This is a genomic window from Aquirufa sp. ROCK-SH2 (assembly GCF_054558315.1).
In genome coordinates, this window is the sequence record NZ_JBPXKB010000001.1 from 70,386 (window position 1) to 93,716 (window position 23,331).

The 23,331-nt window shown below is 33.9% G+C and carries 18 protein-coding genes and 1 CRISPR repeat array; of the genes, 7 read left to right on the forward strand and 11 right to left on the reverse strand.

What is annotated here, in order from left to right:
* The first annotated feature begins 117 nt into the window (after positions 1-117).
* Positions 118-1,152 carry an acyltransferase gene (locus V7S79_RS00305; RefSeq protein WP_459488366.1) on the forward strand — a complete coding sequence of 345 codons (1,035 nt, stop codon included), beginning with the start codon at positions 118-120 and terminating at the stop codon, positions 1,150-1,152.
* Positions 1,153-1,210: 58 nt separating this feature from the next.
* On the opposite strand, the gene katG is transcribed toward V7S79_RS00305, so the two are convergent.
* A complete protein-coding gene (gene katG / locus V7S79_RS00310; RefSeq protein WP_459488368.1) occupies positions 1,211-3,499 on the reverse strand; it encodes a catalase/peroxidase HPI in 2,289 nt (762 codons plus the stop codon).
* Positions 3,500-3,603: 104 nt separating this feature from the next.
* Between katG and V7S79_RS00315 the strand changes: the two genes are divergently transcribed.
* The 4 genes from V7S79_RS00315 (at position 3,604) to V7S79_RS00330 (ending at position 6,156) form a co-directional block, all read left to right on the forward strand.
* Positions 3,604-4,506 carry a LysR substrate-binding domain-containing protein gene (locus V7S79_RS00315; RefSeq protein WP_459488370.1) on the forward strand — a complete coding sequence of 301 codons (903 nt, stop codon included), beginning with the start codon at positions 3,604-3,606 and terminating at the stop codon, positions 4,504-4,506.
* A gap of 159 nt (positions 4,507-4,665) precedes the next feature.
* A complete protein-coding gene (locus V7S79_RS00320) occupies positions 4,666-5,160 on the forward strand; it encodes a hypothetical protein (protein ID WP_459488372.1) in 495 nt (164 codons plus the stop codon).
* Between the two features lie 208 nt (positions 5,161-5,368).
* A complete protein-coding gene (locus V7S79_RS00325; protein WP_459488374.1) occupies positions 5,369-5,617 on the forward strand; it encodes a hypothetical protein in 249 nt (82 codons plus the stop codon).
* 176 nt (positions 5,618-5,793) lie between these two features.
* The gene (locus V7S79_RS00330) at positions 5,794-6,156 is read left to right on the forward strand and encodes a S1 domain-containing protein (protein WP_459488375.1); all 363 of its coding nucleotides are present in this window, start codon (positions 5,794-5,796) and stop codon (positions 6,154-6,156) included.
* 55 nt (positions 6,157-6,211) lie between these two features.
* A CRISPR array of direct repeats spans positions 6,212-7,027; the repeat unit is 47 nt; unit sequence GTTGTGAATTGCTTTCAAAATTGTATCTTTATTACCGCATTCACAGT.
* Between the two features lie 72 nt (positions 7,028-7,099).
* Here V7S79_RS00330 and cas2 read toward each other — a convergent pair.
* The 10 genes from cas2 to V7S79_RS00380 all read right to left on the reverse strand — a co-directional run bounded on the left by cas2 (position 7,100) and on the right by V7S79_RS00380 (position 18,561).
* Positions 7,100-7,405: a CRISPR-associated endonuclease Cas2 gene (cas2, locus tag V7S79_RS00335; RefSeq protein ID WP_459488377.1), complete on the reverse strand. Its 306-nt coding sequence runs from the start codon at positions 7,403-7,405 to the stop codon at positions 7,100-7,102.
* Between the two features lie 34 nt (positions 7,406-7,439).
* Positions 7,440-8,336, reverse strand: coding sequence for a type II CRISPR-associated endonuclease Cas1 (cas1, locus tag V7S79_RS00340; protein WP_459488378.1), 897 nt, complete (start codon positions 8,334-8,336; stop codon positions 7,440-7,442).
* The gene (gene cas9, locus V7S79_RS00345) at positions 8,333-12,937 is read right to left on the reverse strand and encodes a type II CRISPR RNA-guided endonuclease Cas9 (protein WP_459488380.1); all 4,605 of its coding nucleotides are present in this window, start codon (positions 12,935-12,937) and stop codon (positions 8,333-8,335) included. The genes cas1 and cas9 overlap by 4 nt, the downstream gene beginning before the upstream one ends.
* 122 nt (positions 12,938-13,059) lie before the next feature.
* A complete protein-coding gene (locus tag V7S79_RS00350; RefSeq protein ID WP_459488381.1) occupies positions 13,060-13,944 on the reverse strand; it encodes a helix-turn-helix transcriptional regulator in 885 nt (294 codons plus the stop codon).
* Between the two features lie 138 nt (positions 13,945-14,082).
* Positions 14,083-14,979: a DUF3078 domain-containing protein gene (locus V7S79_RS00355; protein WP_459488383.1), complete on the reverse strand. Its 897-nt coding sequence runs from the start codon at positions 14,977-14,979 to the stop codon at positions 14,083-14,085.
* Between the two features lie 31 nt (positions 14,980-15,010).
* The gene (locus V7S79_RS00360; protein ID WP_459488385.1) at positions 15,011-15,961 is read right to left on the reverse strand and encodes an aldose epimerase family protein; all 951 of its coding nucleotides are present in this window, start codon (positions 15,959-15,961) and stop codon (positions 15,011-15,013) included.
* Entirely contained in the window at positions 15,958-16,737 is a 780-nt protein-coding gene (locus V7S79_RS00365; protein WP_459488387.1) for a TIGR02757 family protein, read from the reverse strand. Before V7S79_RS00365 ends, V7S79_RS00360 begins: the two co-directional genes overlap by 4 nt.
* Before the next feature lie 4 nt (positions 16,738-16,741).
* Complete coding sequence (locus tag V7S79_RS00370) at positions 16,742-16,906, reverse strand: hypothetical protein (protein WP_459488388.1); 165 nt, start codon at positions 16,904-16,906, stop codon at positions 16,742-16,744.
* A gap of 1 nt (position 16,907) precedes the next feature.
* A complete protein-coding gene (locus tag V7S79_RS00375) occupies positions 16,908-17,810 on the reverse strand; it encodes a septal ring lytic transglycosylase RlpA family protein (RefSeq protein WP_459488389.1) in 903 nt (300 codons plus the stop codon).
* Positions 17,800-18,561, reverse strand: coding sequence for a hypothetical protein (locus tag V7S79_RS00380; RefSeq protein ID WP_459488391.1), 762 nt, complete (start codon positions 18,559-18,561; stop codon positions 17,800-17,802). Before V7S79_RS00380 ends, V7S79_RS00375 begins: the two co-directional genes overlap by 11 nt.
* A gap of 74 nt (positions 18,562-18,635) precedes the next feature.
* Between V7S79_RS00380 and kdsB the strand changes: the two genes are divergently transcribed.
* Both kdsB and metH read left to right on the forward strand, forming a co-directional pair.
* Entirely contained in the window at positions 18,636-19,388 is a 753-nt protein-coding gene (kdsB, locus tag V7S79_RS00385) for a 3-deoxy-manno-octulosonate cytidylyltransferase (RefSeq protein ID WP_459488392.1), read from the forward strand.
* A gap of 179 nt (positions 19,389-19,567) precedes the next feature.
* Positions 19,568-23,329 carry a methionine synthase gene (gene metH, locus V7S79_RS00390; RefSeq protein ID WP_459488393.1) on the forward strand — a complete coding sequence of 1,254 codons (3,762 nt, stop codon included), beginning with the start codon at positions 19,568-19,570 and terminating at the stop codon, positions 23,327-23,329.
* Positions 23,330-23,331: the final 2 nt, after the last annotated feature.

Below are 23,331 nucleotides of genomic sequence, written 5' to 3' on the forward strand. Positions count from 1 at the left end.
GTGATTAGTTATCAGTTATTAGATTCTTTTCTCTTTCCTCTTAAGTGAACACTCCCGAAAACTCCCATTTTCTCTTTTCTCTTTCCTCTTTCCTCTCTTCTCTTTTCAATAAATAGTATGCCCTCAAACAAAAACATCATTTGGTTAGATAATTTACGCGTTCTGTCAACACTGGCAGTGGTGATTATTCATTCCTCAGTGAATATTTTGTTTAAATTCGAAAAGGTTTCTTTGGAACATTGGTGGATAGCCAATTTTTATGATGGATTTTTTCGTTTTTGTGTACCCATTTTTGTGATGCTATCGGGGGCATTGATTTTGCCTAAAGAGGAGGAGATACCTTTATTCCTAAAAAAGAGTTTTCAACGTATTTTAGTGCCTTTCTTTTTTTGGCATTGCGTTTATATGTTCTTTAATTGGCAAGTAAGATATCGGGGAAAACACTTTCAATTTGATCAAGGTTTGAATTGGATTATTCAACAATTTCAAGGATATAGTTCGTATCATTTTTGGTATATCTATATGTTGATTGGATTATACTTGTTCATTCCAATTATTGGGAAATGGGTTCGGAAAGCAAGTGAAAGAGAAATAGAATACTTTTTATTGATTTGGTTAATTACTTTATTGATTAACTATTCTGAATTTTGGGGATTTAGTACCACCATTAAACTACCTTATTTTTCTGGTTATTTGGGATATTTGATTTTAGGATATTATTTGAAAATGAAAGAATTTAACCCTAAGAAGGCGATGTATTTCTCTTTGATGGCTATTGTCTTGGGTTCTTCTTTTACGCTTTGGGGAGCTTATGTGGCGACAGTTGAAATGAATAAATTGCAAGGGCAATTTTATCTATATTTTGCTCCTGGTGTTGTTTTATCAACTATGGGTGTCTTTTTATTTTTCAAATATCAAACCATTCAATTGCGAATTTTAAAGCCATTTTTCCAATTTGTAAGTTCTCACAGTTATGGAATTTACATGGTACATATTTTAGTTTTATTTTATCTGGCCAAATTAGGTATTTACCACAGCATGTTGCACCCAATCATAGGAATTCCGTTAACTGCTCTTTCTTGTGTTGTTGTTTCAGGAACCATTATTTTTCTATTGCGAAAATTGCCATTTGGGAATTATTTCGCAGGTTAATTAAAATAAAAAACCGACTCAAAATGAGTCGGTTTTTTTAATCAAACCTATTTAATCTTTATTTATACATTAAGTCAAATCGATCTAAATTCATCACTTTCGTCCAAGCGGCTACAAAATCTTTTACAAATTTAGTTTGTGAATCTTTGGTAGCATACACCTCAGCCAAAGCACGAAGCTCTGAATTTGAACCGAAAATTAAATCCGCACGGGTAGCTGTGGCTACAGTTGCACCTGTTTTTTCATTTTTACCCACGTATTCTTCTTTTGTTTCGTCTGTTGGTTTCCAAGTAGTCCCCATTTCCAATAAATTAACAAAGAAATCATTCGTTAAAGCATCTTTCTTGTTTGTGAAAATTCCATGCTTAGATCCATTGTAATTGGTGTTTAAGGCACGCATACCTCCAACTAATACAGTCATTTCAGGCGCAGTTAAAGTTAATAATTGGGCTTTGTCAATTAATAATTCCTCCGTTGCAATTGTATATCTCGTTTTTGAGTAATTACGGAATCCATCGGCCATAGGTTCTAACAGGTTGAAGGAATTCACATCTGTCTGATCTTGACTAGCATCCATTCTACCTGGTGTAAAAGGAACCTTAATATTTTGTCCAGCATTAGCTGCTGCTTTTTCTACTGCTGCACTCCCGCCCAACACAATTAAATCGGCGATGGAAACTTTCTTTTTGCCTGATTTCGCGTTGAAATCTTTTTGGATTTTTTCTAAGACTGCCAATACTTTTTCTAATTGTTTTGGATTATTCACCTCCCAATTACGTTGTGGTAATAAACGAATACGTGCTCCGTTTGCACCTCCACGGCGATCTGAGTGACGATAGGTTGATGCAGAAGCCCATGCGGTAGAAACTAATTCACTGATTGATAAGCCAGAAGATAATAGGCTTTTCTTTAATCCTGCTATGTCTTGTGAGTTAATTAACTCATGATTAACAGCTGGAATTGGATCTTGCCAAATTAACGACTCTTTAGGTACTTCAGGTCCTAAATAAGTTGAGCTAGGACCCATATCGCGGTGTGTTAATTTAAACCATGCTTTTGCAAATGCTTTTGCATAAACTTCTGGATTTTCTAGGAAATTACGTGATATCTTCTCGTAAGCAGGGTCAACACGTAATGCGATATCCGTTGTTAACATGGTTGGCTTATGGAAAGTGTTTTTGTCAAATGCATCCGGAATGATATTTGCGCTATTTTTTGCAATCCATTGGTTGGCACCTGCTGGACTCTTCTCAAGGGACCATTCGTTATTGAATAACAAATGTAGATATCCAATGCCCCATTGTGTAGGAGTGGATGTCCAAGTTACCTCTAATCCCGATGTAATGGCATCTTTTCCTTTACCTGATTTATACGTACTTTTCCATCCTAAGCCTTGTTGCTCAATACCCGCAGCTTCTGGATCCGCGCCTACATTTGTAGCTGGTCCAGCACCGTGCGTTTTGCCAAAAGTGTGTCCACCTGCAATTAAGGCAACAGTTTCTTCATCATTCATTCCCATACGACCGAATGTCTCACGGATATCTTTTGCCGAAGCTGCTGGATCTGGAACGCCGTTTGGACCTTCTGGATTCACATAGATTAAGCCCATTTGAACCGCAGCCAAAGGGGTTTCCAATTTGCGATCACCTGAGTAACGATTTTTGTCATCCAACCATTTTTTCTCTGAACCCCAATAAACATTTTCTTCCGGCTCCCACACGTCTGTACGTCCACCAGCAAAACCAAAAGTTTTAAAGCCCATTTGCTCCAGAGAAACATTTCCTGTTAAAACCATTAAGTCTGCCCAAGAAATTTTATCCCCGTATTTTTGTTTGATAGGCCATAACAAACGACGTGCTTTATCTAAATTGGTATTGTCTGGCCAGCTATTTAGCGGAGAAAAACGCTGTTGGCCAGCTCTAGCACCTCCACGTCCATCTCCTGAACGATAAGTACCTGCACTGTGCCACGCCATACGAATAAATAGTGGACCATAATTACCGAAGTCGGCTGGCCACCAGTCTTGCGATTTGGTTAATACCGCTGCTATGTCTTTTTTCAAAGCAAAATAATCCAAGCTTTTAAATGCTTTGATGTAATTGAAATCGGGTCCCATCGGATTTGATTTCTCTGAATTTTGACGAAGCATGCCTACATTCAATTGGCTAGGCCACCAATCTTTGTTTGTTGTAGCAGATGCTCTCGTTCCAGTATGTGGATTGATGCCAGCATGTGGATTTGTTCCACTACCATGTGGATTAGCTCCACTACCATGCGCTGATGAGTAATCTTGTGCGTTAATGACTCCAGAAAGGAGTATGCCGCAGAGAATGAATAGCTTTTTCATATGTTGATTGTTTTGTTTTCAAAAATCTAGGACGAAACTAATGAATCTATATTGATAGATAAAACTGAATTTATCTATATTTGTTATAGAAAAAATCTATATCAATGAATATCCATCAATTAGAATACATTTTGGCCGTAGATCAATTTAAAAGTTTTAGTAAAGCTGCCGATTATTGCCACGTTACGCAGGCTACTTTAAGTGCGATGGTAAAGAAATTGGAAGAGCAATTAGATATCGTAATTTTTGATCGAAAATCGAATCCAATTGTCACCACAGATAATGGTCGGTTAATTTTGCAACAAGCCCAACAAGTCGTTGCCCATGCCAATGCCTTGCTGGACTCATCTAAATCAATTCATCATAAAATTGAAGGTCGTCTTAAAATTGGAGTCATTCCGACAATTGCAAGTTCTATGATACCCATTATTTTAAAACCTATGATGGAAAAGTATCCTAAATTAAATCTGGAAATTTATGAAGTGACGACGAATCAATTGGTTAAAAATTTGTTGGATGGGAAATTGGATATTGGAATTTTAAGTACACCTATTTCTAATCATGATTTGGAGACTAATTTATTATATGTGGAAGAATTGAAGCTTTATGGATTTTTCGGCGGGAAAGAAAAAACAATCAAAAAATCTGATTTGGCAAATCAGCGCATGTTTTTGTTACAAGAAGGGCATTGTTTAAGGGATCAAGTGATTCAGCTATGTGATTTAAAGAAAAATAATTATTTACCACAAAACCTGTTGATTGAGTCTAATACTTTCGATACACTCTTAAATTTAGTGGATGAATTTAAAGGGATGACCGTTTTACCTACTTTATATATCAATCAATTGAATGAAAAACGTCAATCTAATTTGTTGGTTTTGGAAGATGGTCAATTGCAAAGAGAAGTGAGTTTAGCATTTTATCGACCTTATGCCAAATGGAATATTATTCAACAGTTTACAAAAGATATCGCTGAATGGGTTGGGGCTGAGTTAGGAAGGTTGTAAGGAAAAGAGAAAAGAGAAAAGAGGAGAGAGAAAAGAGGAGAGAGAAATGTAGAATTAAGAATGTAGAATTTACGTCATACGTCATACATCTTACGTCATTTCGACCCTATTTGACAAAACTATTACTTTCCTTTGTGACATCGAAATATTTAAGTTACTATGACGGAGCAAATCAATCAGTTAAAGACAGCCATTCAAAAGGGTAATTTTCCATGCGATTTTGAGCATTTTGGCGGTGCGGAATTAATCATCACTGACAAACCTTCTAGAAAAGGTTATCCAGGAGACACCCTTGTTTTCAGCGAACATGCCAGCGCATTGAGTTGGTTGACCATCGAAATAGCGAAGATCTATTACAAAGAATTGACCTACATGAACAAATATGCCTTTTATCCAACATTAGGAAAATGCATGAATGAAAAACTACAAAAACATGAAGACCTTAAAGATTGCCTATTGGATATAGTGGATTATGCTGAAAATGAATTATTGCAAAAAGTGGATCCAAAAAAAATTGGATTAACGCTTGAACAGCTCTATGAAATCATGAGCTATCCCAATTACTGGCGACCAACCCTTCAAGCAGCTGCAGAACGTGGAGAATCTATCAAAGAAACCTACGAAGAACTGAAAGGACTGGAAATTTTCATGTAAGTCTGTAGAATTTCAATGAACCTTTTAAATGTCATTTTTTTACTTGAAAAAATATCTCATTCTTTGAATAAGGAAATTGAAAAAGAGTGAACTGTCTAATTAATTATTATATTAAAAGAAAATAAGCTATTAATATCCAGAAATCTTAACTTTCTAGTTTCCTAACCACATGCGAACCAGTCAAATCAATCCAACATTGCTCACTTTCATGTTTTCAGCTTTAAAACAAAGCCAAAAAATTGAAATTTTAAAGATTCAATTGAGCTCTATAAAAAAACATATTGAAGAGACTGAAACAAAGAAAAAATATTTAATATCAATGCACAAAGCTAGTCAGATAGAGATAGAGCGAATTAATTTATTCAATGAGATACAACAAATCAACCAAGATTTATCCGAATTGGTATCCATCAAAGTTAAAATAATTACAATTATATATTTCGATTTGCATTTATAAAAAACTTAGTTTTGATAATCGCTTCAATGAAATTGAAATAGTTTGCGATACGATTAGTTTTACTGCAAACGTAGACCCATCTAACGGAATAATACAGGAAAAATACTGGTAAATTTTTCTGCCGACCGGCTTTCACATGTTGAAAAATTAAGTAAACAATTTAGAAAAAAATAAACATGAAAGAATTAAAAATTATTGGACTTTGTTTTTGTGCCGTTTTGTATGGTATCATTCTATTCTATCACGATAAAAATTGGACAAGCGATAAAATAAACCCAAGTGTTAGATATCTACAAAACACCCTATATATTACTAACAATGACTCATTTGATTATTCAGGAATTACAATCAAGGCAGGAAATTCTAAATACGAAGTTGTTTTGAGTCCCTTTGTTAAAATTGAAGAGGGTAAAACGTTTGAAATACACGCATCCGAATTAAGCGACTATAACAAGGTTTCAATGAGAGGTTTTGTAAATAAAGATGATATAGTGATAGAAACCTATCAAGGTTGGTTTCATGGCTATTTTAAACGCTGAAACATGATTTTAACGATATGTTGGTTTTGGGAGTAAATGTAACAGCATAGAACAACTTGTGAATTGCTTTCAAAATTGTATCTTTATTACCGCATTCACAGTATTCACAGACGAACTAATAAACGAAGTGCAGTTGTGAATTGCTTTCAAAATTGTATCTTTATTACCGCATTCACAGTTTAATACAAATAAGGTACTACAAACTTCTGTTGTGAATTGCTTTCAAAATTGTATCTTTATTACCGCATTCACAGTCAATTCGGAAATTATTAGAGTTGCACCGCAGTTGTGAATTGCTTTCAAAATTGTATCTTTATTACCGCATTCACAGTTGGGCATACGTTGGATATTGGCAAGTTTATGTTGTGAATTGCTTTCAAAATTGTATCTTTATTACCGCATTCACAGTTTTATCAAGCAAAACCAAAGCAATGAGTGGGTTGTGAATTGCTTTCAAAATTGTATCTTTATTACCGCATTCACAGTTAATGGACAAAAGGTTAAATTAAGTGATCCGTTGTGAATTGCTTTCAAAATTGTATCTTTATTACCGCATTCACAGTCAATTAAAATTGTTTATACACTATGAAGGTGTTGTGAATTGCTTTCAAAATTGTATCTTTATTACCGCATTCACAGTCTAAATGTCCAATCATAAGCAATAGGTAAAGTTGTGAATTGCTTTCAAAATTGTATCTTTATTACCGCATTCACAGTTATTATGTTGAATTAGATACTTGGAAACCTGTTGTGAATTGCTTTCAAAATTGTATCTTTATTACCGCATTCACAGTTGTTTTGTCAATTGATATTTCAATCTCATCGTTGTGAATTGCTTTCAAAATTGTATCTTTATTACCGCATTCACAGTATAGTGGCGCATAACAAGCTGATATACTGTGAATTGTGAGTAAAATTGGAATTGAAAAACCGAATCGAATAGTTAAAATATTTCTAACTGCTGAGGTGGTTTTTCATTTTGAATAGGCTTTTTTCCATAAAAGATTTCCATCATTCCAAATTGCCGGTCCGTAAATTTCATCAAACATACCTTTCCGTGCTCAGGTAAATGCTTTCGAATGCGTTTGGCATGAACTTCTGTATTTTCCATTGAAGGACAAAATCGTAAATAAATGGAATACTGGAACATATTAAATCCATCTTTGATGAGCATTTTTCTGAAATCAGCGGCTATTTTACGCTCTTTTCTTGTCTCCGTGGGTAAGTCAAAATAAACAAATAGCCACATACTTCGGTATAGATTTAGTCTAGAATCAAATTCGTCATTCATACATAGGATACAAAATCTTTCTGCTTTTACCTGCAAAACAATCGTATAAAGAGCTAGTTGTCCGACTCATTGCCACCATTAATGGACTTTTTTGCCCATCTATCGTAACATCCATTCGCATAATTCCCATTAAATGAATTTTTAAAGACATATTCATTTCATGAAAATATTCCCCACTGTCTATGATATCCAATACCAATGTATCAACATAAGGACGATACGGTTCCATAATATCATCTGCTAAACCAAAAGCATTGTATTTGTTTTTATGGAATATCCCCAGCATAGGTAACATTCCAGAAGATACAATTGCTCGAGCAGTTATACCTCGTAAAATACTATAACCATAATTCAATAAATGATTGGGCGATTCTCCTTCTGGATGCCTAGTAAAACCTTCCCAAGGAAAAAGCCGCGACCAATAATTGGCGGCGGCTCTAGCCTCATGATTTTTACTATCTCCCGATTGAACTTCTTTACTCCATCGCATCAAATTGTCAACTTGTCCACCTCGACTTCTTAAATGTCCTGCCTGATTCAAGATTTTAGCTGAGACCGTCTGTTGCCATAAATTCTTTTTTAAAGGTAAGCTAGCGTCCAATTGCGTACGCATTCGTTCTGTTTGTTGCGTATGTCCTTCCAAAGGCAATAGCAGGCCAACAGGCATGTGTCTTTCATCACAGTAAAAAACAGAAACGCCATTTTGCATCAATCGATTATTTAATGCACTGGTAATTGTCACATATAAACTTTCAATCACAAGCACTCCAATATCCTCAATGGGTACTGTTTTATCTTTAGCAAATTCATCTGGATAACTCACCACCAATTGCTGATCTTTCAAACTTAAATAGCATGAATTTTCAAAAAATAAAGCCCGTTTTATCATCGAATAACTTTTTCAATTATACCTAAGCGATTTACAATTAATTTCCAACAAACAGATTTAATCATTACTGGCTTTTTATTTTCATCATAGATTGTGTTAGATTCTTCGATTTCAAGCATTCTCTCATTTTTATTATTAGAACCATTTTCATTATCTATAATTCTACTTGCGTAGCTGTTTTTTACAAAAAATCCTTGGGAACTTGTACAACTGACGAATTTATATATTCGTTCTGTTTGCTCTTTTGATAATTTATCAAAAATAAAAGGTTTTAAATTTTCTATTTCATCTTCAGTAGGAATATAAACTAAATCATTGGGAGAAAGTGTAAATAAAAGTGTATTTCCATTTTCATCTATTTCTAAGGCAGAATCTAATCCTTGCTTTTGTCGTTCGATTGCTTCATTTAATGGAATGGTTTTATAAATTCTTTTCTGTTTTTCATCTTTATAAATTGCAAAAAATAAATTCGTCCCCTTTTCTGCCTCGACATATTTTTCTGTTTTTCTTCTCGTTAACCCAAGCGGAAATCGACTACTTTTTTCAAATATGCGCACTCTTTTTATTGGCTGATGGTTTTTACCATTATTGAGTGTAAGAATATTATTATGTAATTCTTTTATACCTGTTTCTGAAAAAGCTACTTCACAAGGAGCTAATTTTTTACCACTTTCGTCTATTGCATTTTGATAAATTTCTTGTTTAAGATGATTTAATAGAATTTTTTGAATGCCAGTATCCGTTATTTTCGCTATCTTTTTTTCGTCAAATGTTACATCTAAATCGTTTCCAAATCTAGTTGCGGTAGCATCTACAATTTCATAAATTTGAACCTTATCAATTTCTTTTCCATCAATCTGAATAGGATAAGTCTTAAGATGTTTTTTTAAACCTTCTACATTGTTTGTGTAAAGTTTGATTTTTTCTTTAAGTTGCCTTTTCACCGCTTTGTTAACAACAAATTCTACCTGTTCAATAGCATTTGAAATAGTAATATGATGCGGTTTAATTCGTTTTAAAAACACTTTTCCACTAACAGTTTCAGCATGCAAAGGTTTCCTTATTGCCCAATTATCCCCTATTACTTGTTTAGTTGTGATTTTTTTAAATGCGCCATCCTCTTCTTTCCAAACTTGATATTTATTTACAGTTTTATTGATAACTCTATTATTTTGCTTGAAGCTAATAATAGTTTGATTCAATTCATCTTCTGCATTTTTTGTAAAATTTACCCACGGTTTATGAAACTCCCATTTATAATTTCCATTTGCATCAGGTTTGGTTTTAAAACAAAGTTTATTTCTCAATTCATGCTTTATTGTTTTATCGTCTTCATCTTTTGCATTTAGATTATTCAAATAATTGATGTGTGTTCTATTTACACAAGCAATTACTAATGCGTCTAAAGCATGGTGACGATGGTCTATTCTTTTTTTAGAAAAACCTTTTGAAATTTCATCAGGAACAGTAATTTGAAATACTTGTTTACCATTATTTCCAAATTCATCTATTTTGAGTTCTAAATTACCAAAATCATTAGAATTAGTAATTATATTTAAACGCTCAAAACGAGGTGTAATGATTTTGTTCCAAACATCATTTAAACCCCAATCTTGTTTCATTTTTGAAGTTATTGAGCCATTCAGGGATATAACATTCTTTGAGGTCACTTCTTGTTCATCATCTTCACGTACTATTTTACTTAAAAGATTTTTTACAATTTTGCTGATGTATTTAGTATCGTTTAACTGTCTTTCTATAAATATTTCAGGAATTTCTTCACTTAATAATCGTTTTTGCTTGCTTTTGTTTTTGCTATAATAGCCAGTGATATGTTTATTATATGCATCAATTGTAAATATTTTAACTGTTTTCCCTCCGGTTAAGGTTACAATTCTATCTTCATTTTTTCTAATAAATTCAAAAGCAGTCATATTACTTTTTAGCTCATTTACCTCAGATTCGCAAATGACTTTATTTGACAATGAATCATCAAATAATCTAGATTGTGGAATAATATGTTCAATTTGGTATTTTGTTGTAAACAAATCACTTAATGGAATTAATTTTCCGGTATATGGAGAAATATAGCCTTGTTCTAGCCAAAGTTTATATTTGGTAATTTCAGATGGAGATGGTTTGGCATTTTTTCTAATTTTATCAACTTCTTCTAATTTTCCTTCGCTTTTTTCGCTATTATAAATTCCTTCTTCATATATTTTTAAAATCTCTTGCTGGCTAGGTGAAAAGGGCCGTATATCATTAATTCCATCATTTTTCAATTCCGTTAAAATTGCTTTGATACGTAAGTTTGTGTTTTCATTTTGATTGATAGTGTTAGTAATTCTCTTTCTATCGGTAGCATTATTTTTCATTTCTCGTCCTAATTCAATATGAATTTCATCAAAAAAGTTTTCTTTGCCTTTACCATAATGTTGCCAAATATCTTTTACTACTCTTAAAGTTTCAGTAATAACTTGCTCAACTATCGGATTTCTCAAGGAATATTGTTTGAATTCATGTTTTAAAAAATGTTCAATGTCTGCTGGAGTTTTCCACTTTGAATTGTCGCTAGCTTCACTGTGTTTATCGTAAACAACATATGATGCCAGCCATAGAGGCATACCTTTGAAATCGGAAATTGTTTTTAGGTTAATTGCTTTTTCACGAACACGATTTTTGATATTATTATCAAATTCTCCTGTTTGAATTTTATCTATTCTAAGTAATGTTTTTGGATCTATATTGTTTTCATCCCAGTGGCTACCAAAACGCATTAATGATAATAATTTTTTTATTGCCTTCTCTGAATAAGACCCATACTCTTTTTTGTATGGTTTTATTTTTGAAAAAGTTTCGATAAATTCATCAGGTAAATTATGCCGTATTGTAAAACTTGTTAAAGCCTTACTGATTTCAGTTTTATCATTAACCGAATATAAAATATGCCATAAGTCTTGAGTGTTTTTTGCATCAAAAAAAGATTTATCCACATCAATTTTTGCAATCGCATTCAAAAACTGATTTCTTGTTTCATTACAAGGATAGATTTTGTCTTCGACATAATTCCATCTGTAATTATCTTCTTTTAACTTAAAATTTGTATAGGCTAATAACTGTTTCTGACTTACGTCTGCTTTATCATTAAGCCAACTAAGCAATTCTTGAATATCTTCTTCTGACTTTAAAAATTCATCCGTAACGTCAATATCATTCAATATTCCTTTTTTAAATATTTTCAGATTTTTAACAAATTGTAATAATCTAAATTCTTGAAAAATAGGATTAGATTTTGCTATACATTTTATAGGTTTTAAAATCTGAATTCCATTAATATCTTTAACTAAAATTCCATTTTTATCTTTGATAGGTCTGGATTCTAAACAGCAATCACTAATTAAAGAAGTTTTACTTTTTAGCGGTCTTTGATAAAATATTATATCCTCTAAAAACAAATATTCAAAATCTCTATCTTTAATATTGCTTTTATGAGATTCATTATGTCTGTATAATTCATCGGTGCATTTTTTGTAAAGTTTCCTGTCTTTTAAAATCGTTGAATGATATTCAATTTGGGTTTTAAGGATTTTGGATAATTCGTCACGGTAAAACTTTCGTTCGATTGTTCTAACAAGTTCGCCTTTTATTTTTTGTTGGGGATTTTTAAGCAATTGTTCAAAAATAAAAGAACCAACAGATTTTCCACTTTGATTTATTGTTTGTTCTGTTTTGATTTTAACCAATCCCCAGTCTTCAGCTTTTGGTGATCTAAAACTTCTTTTTTCCTTGTTTTCTTTATCAAGTTTTATAGTTCCGTCTTCATTTAATTCTGTGGTGACGATAAAATTCTTTTTCGTTCCCACCCAATCAAATAATTCAACTTTACTTTCTCTTTTGTAAATCCATCCATTTTCAAGAATTACATTATACCAAATACCTGATTTCCCTTTTCCTCTTTCAATTACATTAACAACGGTGAGAGTATGAAACTCTTCTAATTTGTTTTTATTTTCTTCTTGTTCTTCCCCACGCAATTGATAATACCCTCTTTTTTGATTAAAATTTAATAAAATCCAAGCAAGTTCTTCCTTACTTATTTTTTCAGTTAATGCTTTTTTTCTCAAATAATAAATAGTCCAATCATAAGGAACTTTTTTTATTTCAGGATTGATTAATTTGAATTCTGCAAGCATTTCATTATGGCTATTCATAAATATAAATTGGTTTTTACCCTTTTCATTTTTGCAGAAAGATAATTTCTCTTCTCTTTCTGGTTTAAACTGACCAAATCGTTTATCAAAATCAATTGCCTCTGAATAATGCTTAGGTAAAAAACCAAGAATATTTAAAACTCTGTGCAGTCGTTCTCTTCTTAACAAGAATCGTTGAACTAATCGTCTTTTACCACGATGTTTAGTTCTTTCAGCAGTTTGGGAAATAGACACTCCATTATCAAAATTTGAAAGAACACTTTCATCCATAGGAATGATTCGACTACCTAGTCCTCTAATGTCTCCAATTTTATTATCGAAATCTATATTTAACAATGCCCATCCAATGCTATTTGTTCCTTCATCCAGACCTAAAATTATTTTTTCCATAATGGTTATTTTATAAATTATTTATTTAAATTTGTTCTACAATTTTGAAGCAATTCACAATAAGGATTATTCCGTTGTGAAAACATTCAAAGCGGCAATCACAAATTGTCGCTTTTTCTTTTTTAAATACCTTCAATTAATTCCACCTCCCCAGGCATACTTCTCACAATTCGATTCACCGGCTCCATGCTATTTACTTTCAACTCTAATATCCATTTTCCTTTTGTATCCTCTTTCAAAAATCCTGCAGTTTCAGGGTAATCATCTTTAAGCCATAACATCGCTCGCATGCTCAATGATAATTTAATCGGAATTTTAGGTCCTTCTTCATTAAAACCAAATACATCAGCTTGTAATAATCGATGTGAACTGGAATGTTGAAATGAATTGCTTAATTCCTCCACAGAACCCATGCGTTCTAATTTGAAATATTTATTTTTTTGTGATTCTACCTCAAAAGCACATAAATATTGGTAATTGGCTGTAAAACCGATGGGTTCTACCAATCGATCAGAGACATTTTCAGAACTTGCAGATTGATATTTATGAATGACTATTTGTTTTTTTTGATCAATCGCCTCGTGAATTTGAGTAACCAATTTGGCAGCATACCCATTCACAATAGTTTTGGCAAAAATATGAGATTCCTCCAAATTGGGTAATTTGGAGATAATCGATTGAACTAAGGGATTATTTTTAATCGAAATAGATAATACTTCTTGAATCAAATGACTCTCCTCTTTGGTAAAAGGCTCAACTATCTGGTCGGATGCAAGAAAAAATTTATTGTATTCATCTTTTTCTACCTCAAAGCCCAACTCCTCCAGCAAATCCAAATAGCGATAGCAGCTTCGCTCTGAGATCTCTAAAGACTGAGATAAACGCTTAATCGTCTTAGTTGGAAAAGTTTTTAGTAGTGTAATTAATCGAAAGACTCGAAGAAGACGATTTTGGTTGTACATAGCTTTCAAACAAGTAGTAAAGATTAAACTTAATAATTTAATCACTTATACTCTATCCTTTTGACTGTATATGTCATAAAAATATGATTTATGTCAAGTGATACCGTTAATTAAATGAAGAAGAGAGAAGAGAGAAGAGAGAAGAGAGAAAACTCTCATACATCATACATCATACATCATACCTCATCTCGTTAATCGATACAAAACACCCATCGAGATTTGTTGAGAAAATTGCCAATTTGGGTCTTGGTCATAATCTTTGAGTAAGATGGCTTGTAAGTTGGCATTGATGTATTTATTCACTTTCATGGTGATATTCGCATCAAAACGATGCACAAGTCCATTCGGTTGACTGACACGGAAGTAATCAATTAACGTAGAATAACGCGCTTTTAAATTTACATTTTCAAAAATGTCTCTTTCAATATTAAATAGAATTTGAAGAACAAATTGATTTCTAATGTTGTCTCCTTTTTTCTCCAAACCAAATAATCCTGCACGAGAAATTCGTTCATCAAAGACAAAAGTTTGACGAAGTGATCCTATACCAAAACGAGAGTAAAAAGATTTGCTTGGGTGTACTTCAAAACCCAAGGAAGTCGTCAGATAAGCTGGAGCAAATAAGCTGGAAACCAATGAATCAACGGGTACTCCTAATGCATTTTTTTTGCCGTACTCAAAACCTTGTAAAAACTGCGTTTGGAAGTTGGTAGATCCAAAGAAATCCCATTTAGGTCCTAAGCGATAACCAGCTTTGAATTCGTAATAAATACGATCTAGATTTTTACGAAAACTTTGTGTTTTGTTTTGAAGAAAACCAATTTGCATTTGCAAATCGCTATTTAAACGCCAAGAACTATTTGTGATAACGGATGTATGATTTAAATACCAACCTGTTGCAAAGGTATTACTACCCCCTGATTTCCAATTGTCTGAAAAACTGGATTGGTTCAAATTGATACCTGTAGCAAAGTCTTGTTTCCATTTTGATTTCAAACTATCCACTTTAACGATTCCGTCGGCAAAGCTGTTTGAAAAATAAAAAGAAAATAAAAGAATGAGCCCCAGTTTGAATTTCATGTTGCAAGTTAAATAAACCTTTTTTTGAATACTATAAATCCGATGATTTTCCAATCCAAACATCTACTTTTCCATTAAAAACATCCTTCGATTCCAAAGATAGTAATCCTTCAAAGGTATTAAAGGCATCCGTATTGGCTGTCATGGGTTCCATCGCAAGGCAATCGTAGCCTTCTGGAATAAACGCTACAAAGTAGGGAAATATTTCACTGGAGTGGCCAATAAAAATAGATTTTTGTTGAGTTTTCTCTTTTAGCTCTGCAACATGATAGGGAAGTTTTTCTAACAAGAAAACATTATCTAGTTGCTCTGATCTCAAATCAACTCCATTTTTGAAATCAACCTTTTCCGATTTGAATGGTATCATTTGAGGGTCGGAAAGATATTTTTCCTTGGCTGAAAAAGCAACTTGGTAGTCTTTTATCGAGGTATTGGGGAAAGAAAAATAAGGGTGCCAACCGCAAGCAAATGGCATCGGTTCATTTCCTGTATTGATGGTTTGAAAATTCACTTCGAATTTGCCTGTTGCATTCAATCGATAAATGGCATTGAAAACAAATGGAAAAGGAAAGCCTTGGAAAGATTTACCGTCATATTCGTAGCTTAAAATAACTTCACAATATTCGTTATTACTTATTTGGGAACTAATGACAAATGGTTTCCTAGCAAGAAATCCATGAATTGCGTTTCCCAGGCCTTTCTCGTTGATGGGCAATTGATAGTTTCTTCCCAAAAAGGAATAATTTCCATTTCTTACCCGATTTACCCATGGGGCTAAAATGGCGCTCGGATGTAAGTTGTTTTCTGATAAATTAAACTTTTCTTCACCCGGAATTGAAATGATGGATTCCAAAGTATTTTCATATAATAGCTCTAGTTTTATCAGAGTGGCACCTACCGATAAATTGATATCGGCTCTTTCCTGGGTTTTAGGGTTAATTAGGGAAACAATGTCTCCTTGTGGGTTTTGTTCAATAATCATGTCCAAATGGTTTTATTTTCTATTCCCATTCCATACAAAGCAAAATCGTATTTTACGGGATCACTAGAGTCTAATTTTTTAAGTTCAAATGTTAGTTCTTCAGCTTTTTTCCAATTCGCTGGGCCAGGACTAATAAGTCCTAATTTTTCAGCGGTCGTTTGTGAATGAATATCTAAAGGACAAATTAATTGACTAGAATCAATGTTTTTCCATAGTCCAAAATCTACTCCCAGTTGATCTTTTCTAACGAACCATCTTAAAAACATACAAATTCTTTTGCAAGCGGAATTTTTGGCTGGCGTGGAAATATGTTTTTGCGTTCTTTTGGGGGCATGTTCAGCATCAAAAAAATAATTGTGAAATCCAATGAGTGATTCTTTGATGTTGATATTTTCCGGTTGATGTGTCAATAGAAATGCACTTTCTAAACTTTCATATCTTGAATAATGCCTCTTGAAAAAATCGATGAAATAAAGTGTGTCTGTATATTGGAAAGTACGATGCTTGAATCCTTCAAATCGTTGCAAATCTTTTTCCTGATGATGCATGACAAAGTCAAATGGATCTCCATCCATTAATTGAATCAGTGTTTTGGCATTATTTAAAATAGTTTTTCTTTGTCCCCAGGATAACATAGCCACCCAAAATCCCATGATTTCCTTGTTTTTTAAATCGGAAAATTGATGTGGAATTTGAATAGGATCATGTTCAATAAACCGAGGATGATTAAAGAATGCGTATTTCTTTTCCAGAAGTTCCGCCAAATCTTTTTTCATGCGTCTATTTTTTTGAACCTAGAAATGCCAAGATTTTAGAAGGCAAAGAAAAAATCCAAACAATCACCGTCACCGCCGCAGAAAATACAGCTATGAAAGGGTAGGATAAGATAAAAAATATCTCAAAAACGATGTTTCCTGCCGTTATGGGTCTTTTTTTCTTTGGCATTTTATTGGACTAAATAACTTATTTCAGCTCGGATACGTTTATCAACAGCATTTAATTTTTCAAATGCTTTGGGTGATAATTTGATGATTAATTTGGAATCAGAATTGGGCAATCTACCAATCACTTTTACCCAAATACTTTGGTTATTCGCTAAGTTTTTCACTAATACCAAAGTTCCAATGGGAGCTGTTTTGTGCAAAGCTAAATACTTACCTGAATTATCAGGCACATCAATTAATTCAGCGATACCATTTTCAATGGTCTTTTTTAATCCATCTGCTGTATTTTCAGCCTTTGTTTCGCTGACAGGCGCAGGGATTGTCATGTCAATTTTACCTTCACTTGCTGGTTTTTCAGCTTTGGAAGGAAGCAAATTGGTTTTTTCTAAGCTAGGTTCTTGAATGACAAGACGTTGTCCTTCTTGAAGACGATCAGAAGTTAAATTATTCCATTTGCGTAAATCTGCCATGCTCACTTTATAAAGATTTGCGATGGTTAATAATCCTTGTTTCGATTTCACAATGTGGTATTTTTCTTCTTTTTTGTCCGCTGTAACTGGTGCTTTTTCAGCAGGTGTACTTGCTGTGCTAGATTCACCAGCGACAGTTTTGTCAATACTTTTTAAAATACTTGGACTTTCTTCCAAATAATGCAAAGGGATGTAAACGATTTCTCCCGTTTTAACAGGAATATCTGTTTCTGGATTTACTTGTTTAAATTCCGTCAATGAAATATTATACCTTTTTAAGATAGAAAAAAGGCTTTGTTTGGGACCTAATTTATACAAGATAAAGGTTTTGTTATTTTCTTTTTTTAATCCCAAAGAATCTAAGGTACTAGCGTTGGAAGTGAAAAAAGTTAAAAGACAAAAAATAATTAATAGGGTTGATTTTTTAGTATTCATATACAACGATTTGCTGCTTGTTTTTTACGTAAATTAATTGGTTTTCAATGATTTGAAAAGTGTTATATCCTATTAGGTCGCCTTCAGAAATTAATTCTTGATGTTCAATGACAAAGTCTGAATCGCAGATTTTAAGGTAATTTTTCCAACCTTGGTCGTAAATATAGTAAGAAAAAATCAGCTTCTCTTTACCTTCCCAATAATCAATTCCTTTTGCAATCTTCTCTTGGAATTTTAACAAGAAAAAGTCTTGAAATTCTTTGAAAAAAGCTTGGCTTTCTTCATAATGTTCTGGGTTTTGAACGATCAATTCTCCGAATTGTTGTGTATTATTTAATTCCACTTCGCTTTCAAATTGACCATTTGATAAATTAACCCAATAATTTTTCTTGTCAATTTCAAGGAGAATGAATTCATTTTTTGTTTCAAACCAAAATTGGCAAGGGATTTGGTATACTAATTTGCCTGTACGTAAATCATACGCTTCAATACTTTCAATACCCGGATTTTTACTTGATTTCAGTTTGGAGAAAACGCCAATATTTCCTTTGCTGCAAATCCAATTCAACGGTTTGTTGATACTTTGTGGGGCTGGAATTTCTTGGGTAATTTTTGAATCCAACGAAAGCGAGAACCATTGGACGTGGGTATTATTTTTGGTTTCTATCCATAGAAATGGTTTTTCCTTCTCGATGAAATGACCGACGCTCCAAATTTTTTCTTGAAATGATTCTGTAAAAATTTTTTCCAATGATTTTGAAAGGTTTCCCCATAAATTATGTGCAAATTTGGTGAATTTCTTTTAACAAAAATTAAAATAGATCCATGCAGGGTAAAAAAGTTGTTGCTGTCATTCCAGCGCGTTATGCTTCTACACGATTTCCTGGAAAACCTTTAGTCGAAATTGGGGGTAAACCCATGATTCAACGGACCTTCGAAAGGGTATCTCAACTCGAAGGTTGGTATAAAATCATTATTGCGACAGATGATCAACGGATTTATGATTTTGCCAAAAGCATTGGTGCAGAAGTGATGATGACGCAAGAAAATCACGTTTCTGGGACAGATCGTTGTGCAGAGGTTTTAAGAAATTTAAATGAGCCCATCGATTACGTAGTTAATATTCAAGGGGATGAACCATTCATCGATCCTAATCAGTTAGAGGAAATCACTTCTGAATTTCAAAGTAATGCCCCAATTTTGACGCTCATCAAGGAAATTAAAGATGATGCAACCTTATTCAATGTGAATACTCCCAAAGTAGTCATTGATGAAAAAGGCTTTGCGATGTATTTTTCTCGTCAAACCATTCCTTATTTACGTGGTATTCCACAAGAAGATTGGTTAAAAAAACATCGTTATTTTAAGCATATTGGACTTTATGCCTATCGAGCAGATGTTCTATTGGAATTAAGTAATTTACAACCTTCTCCTTTGGAATTAGCGGAATCCTTGGAACAATTGCGTTGGTTACAAAATGGTTACCAAATTAAAACCATTGAAACTCAATACGAAACCATTGGAATTGACCATCCAGAGGATTTATTGAAAATAGGGTTTTATTTAGTGAGGGGGTGAGGGGGTTAATTATGAATTATGAGGTAAAATTTTAATTTGCTCAAATGCCTAATTTTTAAAAAAAATATACTCATAATTCATAATTCATAATTCATAATTATTCATCCGTATCTTTGCAAGATTATAGACATAGTAAATTCTCATTCTTTGGATAATACAAAGAATTATTAATAAATTTTATGCAGAAGACGCCTATTACAGAACTTTTGAAACATCGTATTTTAGTTTTAGACGGTGCGATGGGTTCTTTAATTCAACAATATCATTTGAGTGATGCCGATTATCGCGGCGAAAGATTTAAAGACTTTCCTCATGAAGTAAAAGGCAATAATGACCTCTTGTCAATCACAAGGCCAGACGTGATTAAGGAAATTCATGCCAAATATTTTGAAGCGGGTGCAGATATTGCTGAGACAAATACCTTTTCGGGAACTTCCATCGCCATGGCAGATTACCACATGGAGGATTTGGTTTATGAATTAAATTTTGAATCAGCCAAAATAGCCAAAGAAGTTGCAGATGAATTTACGGCAAAAAATCCCGATAAACCTCGCTATGTAGCGGGATCTATGGGACCAACCAACCGAACTTTGTCACTTTCTCCTGATGTGAATGATCCAGGTTATCGTGCCGTAACTTTCGATGAATTAGTTGAGGCTTATACAGAACAAATACGTGGTTTAGTGGATGGAGGGGCAGATTTATTATTGGTCGAAACCATTTTTGATACTTTAAATGCCAAGGCAGCTTTGTTTGCCATTGATCAATATTTTAAGCAACATCCTGAAAAACCATACCTACCTGTCATGGTTTCAGGAACGATTACAGATGCTTCAGGAAGAACTTTGTCAGGCCAAACGACAGAGGCATTTTTGACATCTGTTTCGCACATGCCTTTACTTTCGGTAGGATTAAATTGCGCTTTAGGGGCTGATTTAATGCGACCTTATGTAAAAACTTTATCCGATAAATCACCCTTTTTAGTATCTGCGCACCCGAATGCGGGATTGCCGAATGAAATGGGTGAGTATGATCAGAGCCCAGAACAAATGGGTGAAATCATTGAAGATTTTCTTCAAAATGGATTTATTAATATCATTGGTGGATGTTGTGGAACTACGCCTGCACACATCCAAGTTATTGCTGAAATTGCCGCTAAATACCCTCCACACCATTTGCCAGAAACTTCATCCAATCAAAAATTGTCTGGATTAGAGCCTTTGGAAATTACGGAATTGACCAATTTTGTCAACATTGGTGAGCGTTGTAATGTGACGGGTTCAAAGAAATTTGCTCGATTAATTCGAGAAGAAAAGTTTGAAGAAGCGATTGATGTGGCTAGGGAGCAAGTAGAGGGAGGAGCTCAAATTTTGGATGTGAATTTGGATGAGGGGATGATTGATGGTGTTAAAATGATGCCTCAATTTTTGAATCTTTTGATGGCGGAGCCAGATATCACTCGTTTACCAATCATGATCGACTCATCTAAATGGGAAGTGATTGAAGCTGGTTTGAAATGTGTGCAAGGAAAATCAGTAGTGAATTCCATTTCTTTGAAAGAAGGAGAAGAAAGATTTATTGAATTGGCCAATAAAGTTAAAATGTATGGTGCTTCGGTAGTAGTTATGGCTTTTGATGAAGCTGGACAAGCCGATTCCTACCAAAGACGTATTGAAATTTGCCAAAGAGCGTATGATATTTTAGTGGATCAAGTGGGTTTTCCACCACAAGACATTATTTTTGATCCGAATATTTTGACTGTTGCGACAGGAATCGAAGAGCATAATAATTATGCGATTGACTTTATTCAGGCCACAAAATGGATTAAAGAAAATTTGCCTCATGCCAAAGTTTCTGGTGGGGTGTCTAATATTTCCTTTTCTTTTAGAGGAAATGAGCCTGTTAGAGAAGCGATGCATACGGTTTTCTTATATCATGCCATTAAGGCGGGTATGGATATGGGTATTGTAAATGCTAGTCAATTAGGCGTTTATGATGAAATTCCTCAGCCTCTTCGCGATTTGTGTGAGGATGTTTTGTTGAATAGAAATTCAGAAGCGACGGAGAAATTGGTGAATTATGCAGAAACCGTTAAATCTGCAGGGAAAGAAGTTGTAATAGATGATGCCTGGAGAAAATTACCCGTAAATAAACGCTTAGAACATGCCTTAATCAAAGGCTTGACGGAGTTCATTGATGAGGATACAGAAGAGGCTAGAAAATTAGTTGATCGTCCAATTCAGGTCATAGAAGGTCCTTTGATGGATGGAATGAATGTCGTGGGGGATTTGTTTGGAGAAGGAAAAATGTTTCTTCCTCAAGTAGTTAAATCTGCCCGCGTGATGAAAAAGGCGGTTGCTTATTTATTACCTTTTATTGAAGCGGAAAAACAAGGTGGGGAGAGTTCCTCTGCTGGAAAAATTTTGTTAGCTACTGTAAAAGGGGATGTACACGATATTGGTAAAAATATCGTTGGGGTGGTTTTAGCTTGTAATAATTATGAAGTAATTGATATTGGTGTGATGGTTTCTTGCGACAAGATTTTAGCTGCTGCGAAGGAACATCAAGTAGATATTATTGGCCTTTCTGGTCTTATCACTCCATCCTTGGATGAAATGGTTTACGTAGCCAAGGAAATGGAACGTTTAGGTTTCAAAGTTCCTCTGTTAATCGGTGGTGCGACTACCTCTAGAATTCACACGGCGGTAAAAATAGATCCACATTATTCTGGACCTGTGATTCATGTCTTGGATGCTTCACGTTCAGTACCTGTGGCTGGTCGTCTGTTACAAAGTGAATTAACTCAAAAAGAGATTTTTACGGAAATTAAAGAAGAATATGCTGCTTTGAGAATTTCTCATGCTGCACGTCAAAAAGATAAGAATTATTTGAGTATTCAAGATGCCAGAAAAAAACCAAGCGGTTTAGATTGGACAGGTTTTGAAGCGAAAGTGCCTCAATTTTTAGGAGTGAAGTATTTGAAAGAATATTCTTTGGAAGAAATTGCTAAATACATCGATTGGACTCCATTTTTCTCTACTTGGCAACTTTCAGGCAAATATCCAAAGATTTTTGACAATGAAATCATTGGAAAAGAAGCTAAAAAATTGTTTGATGATGCTCAACAATTATTGAAGGAAATTATTGATCAAAAATTATTGACCGCCAATGCTGCCTTGGGTTTTTATCCGGCTAACTCGTTGGGTGATGATATCATTTTGCATGATTTTGTTGAGAAAATTCAAGAAACAGCTTGTGAAAAACATGGTTCTCACAAAACAGTTTCTTATGATATCCAGAAAAAAGATGAGTCATCAGATTCCAAAGAGTGGTTACATCATTTGCGTCAGCAAGGTCAAAAAGCAAGTTCATTGCCTAATCACGCGTTAAGTGATTTTATCGCTCCTTTGAATACGGGAGTTACAGATTATATTGGTGCATTTGCCGTTACCACGGGAATTGGAATTGAAGCCTTGTTGGAAAAATATGAAAAAGAACATGATGATTATAATTCCATCATGGTTAAGTCGCTTGCTGATCGATTAGCGGAAGCATTTGCGGAACTTTTGCATGAAAAAGTGAGAAAAGAATATTGGGGATATGCTTCTGAGGAGCATTTGACTTGTGAAGAATTGATTGCAGAAAAATACGTTGGGATTCGTCCAGCACCAGGTTATCCTGCCTGCCCAGATCATACTGAAAAAAGGAAATTATTTGATTTATTGAAAGCAGAAGAAAATATTGGAATGTATTTGACTGAAAGTTATGCGATGCATCCTGCTTCTTCTGTTTCAGGTTTTTATTTTTCACATCCACAAAGTACCTACTTTGGTTTAGGGAAAATTGCCAAAGATCAAGTAGAGGATTATGCAAAGAGAAAAGGGATGGATTTGCAAGAAGTGGAAAGATGGTTGAGTCCGGTATTAAATTACGATGAATAGAT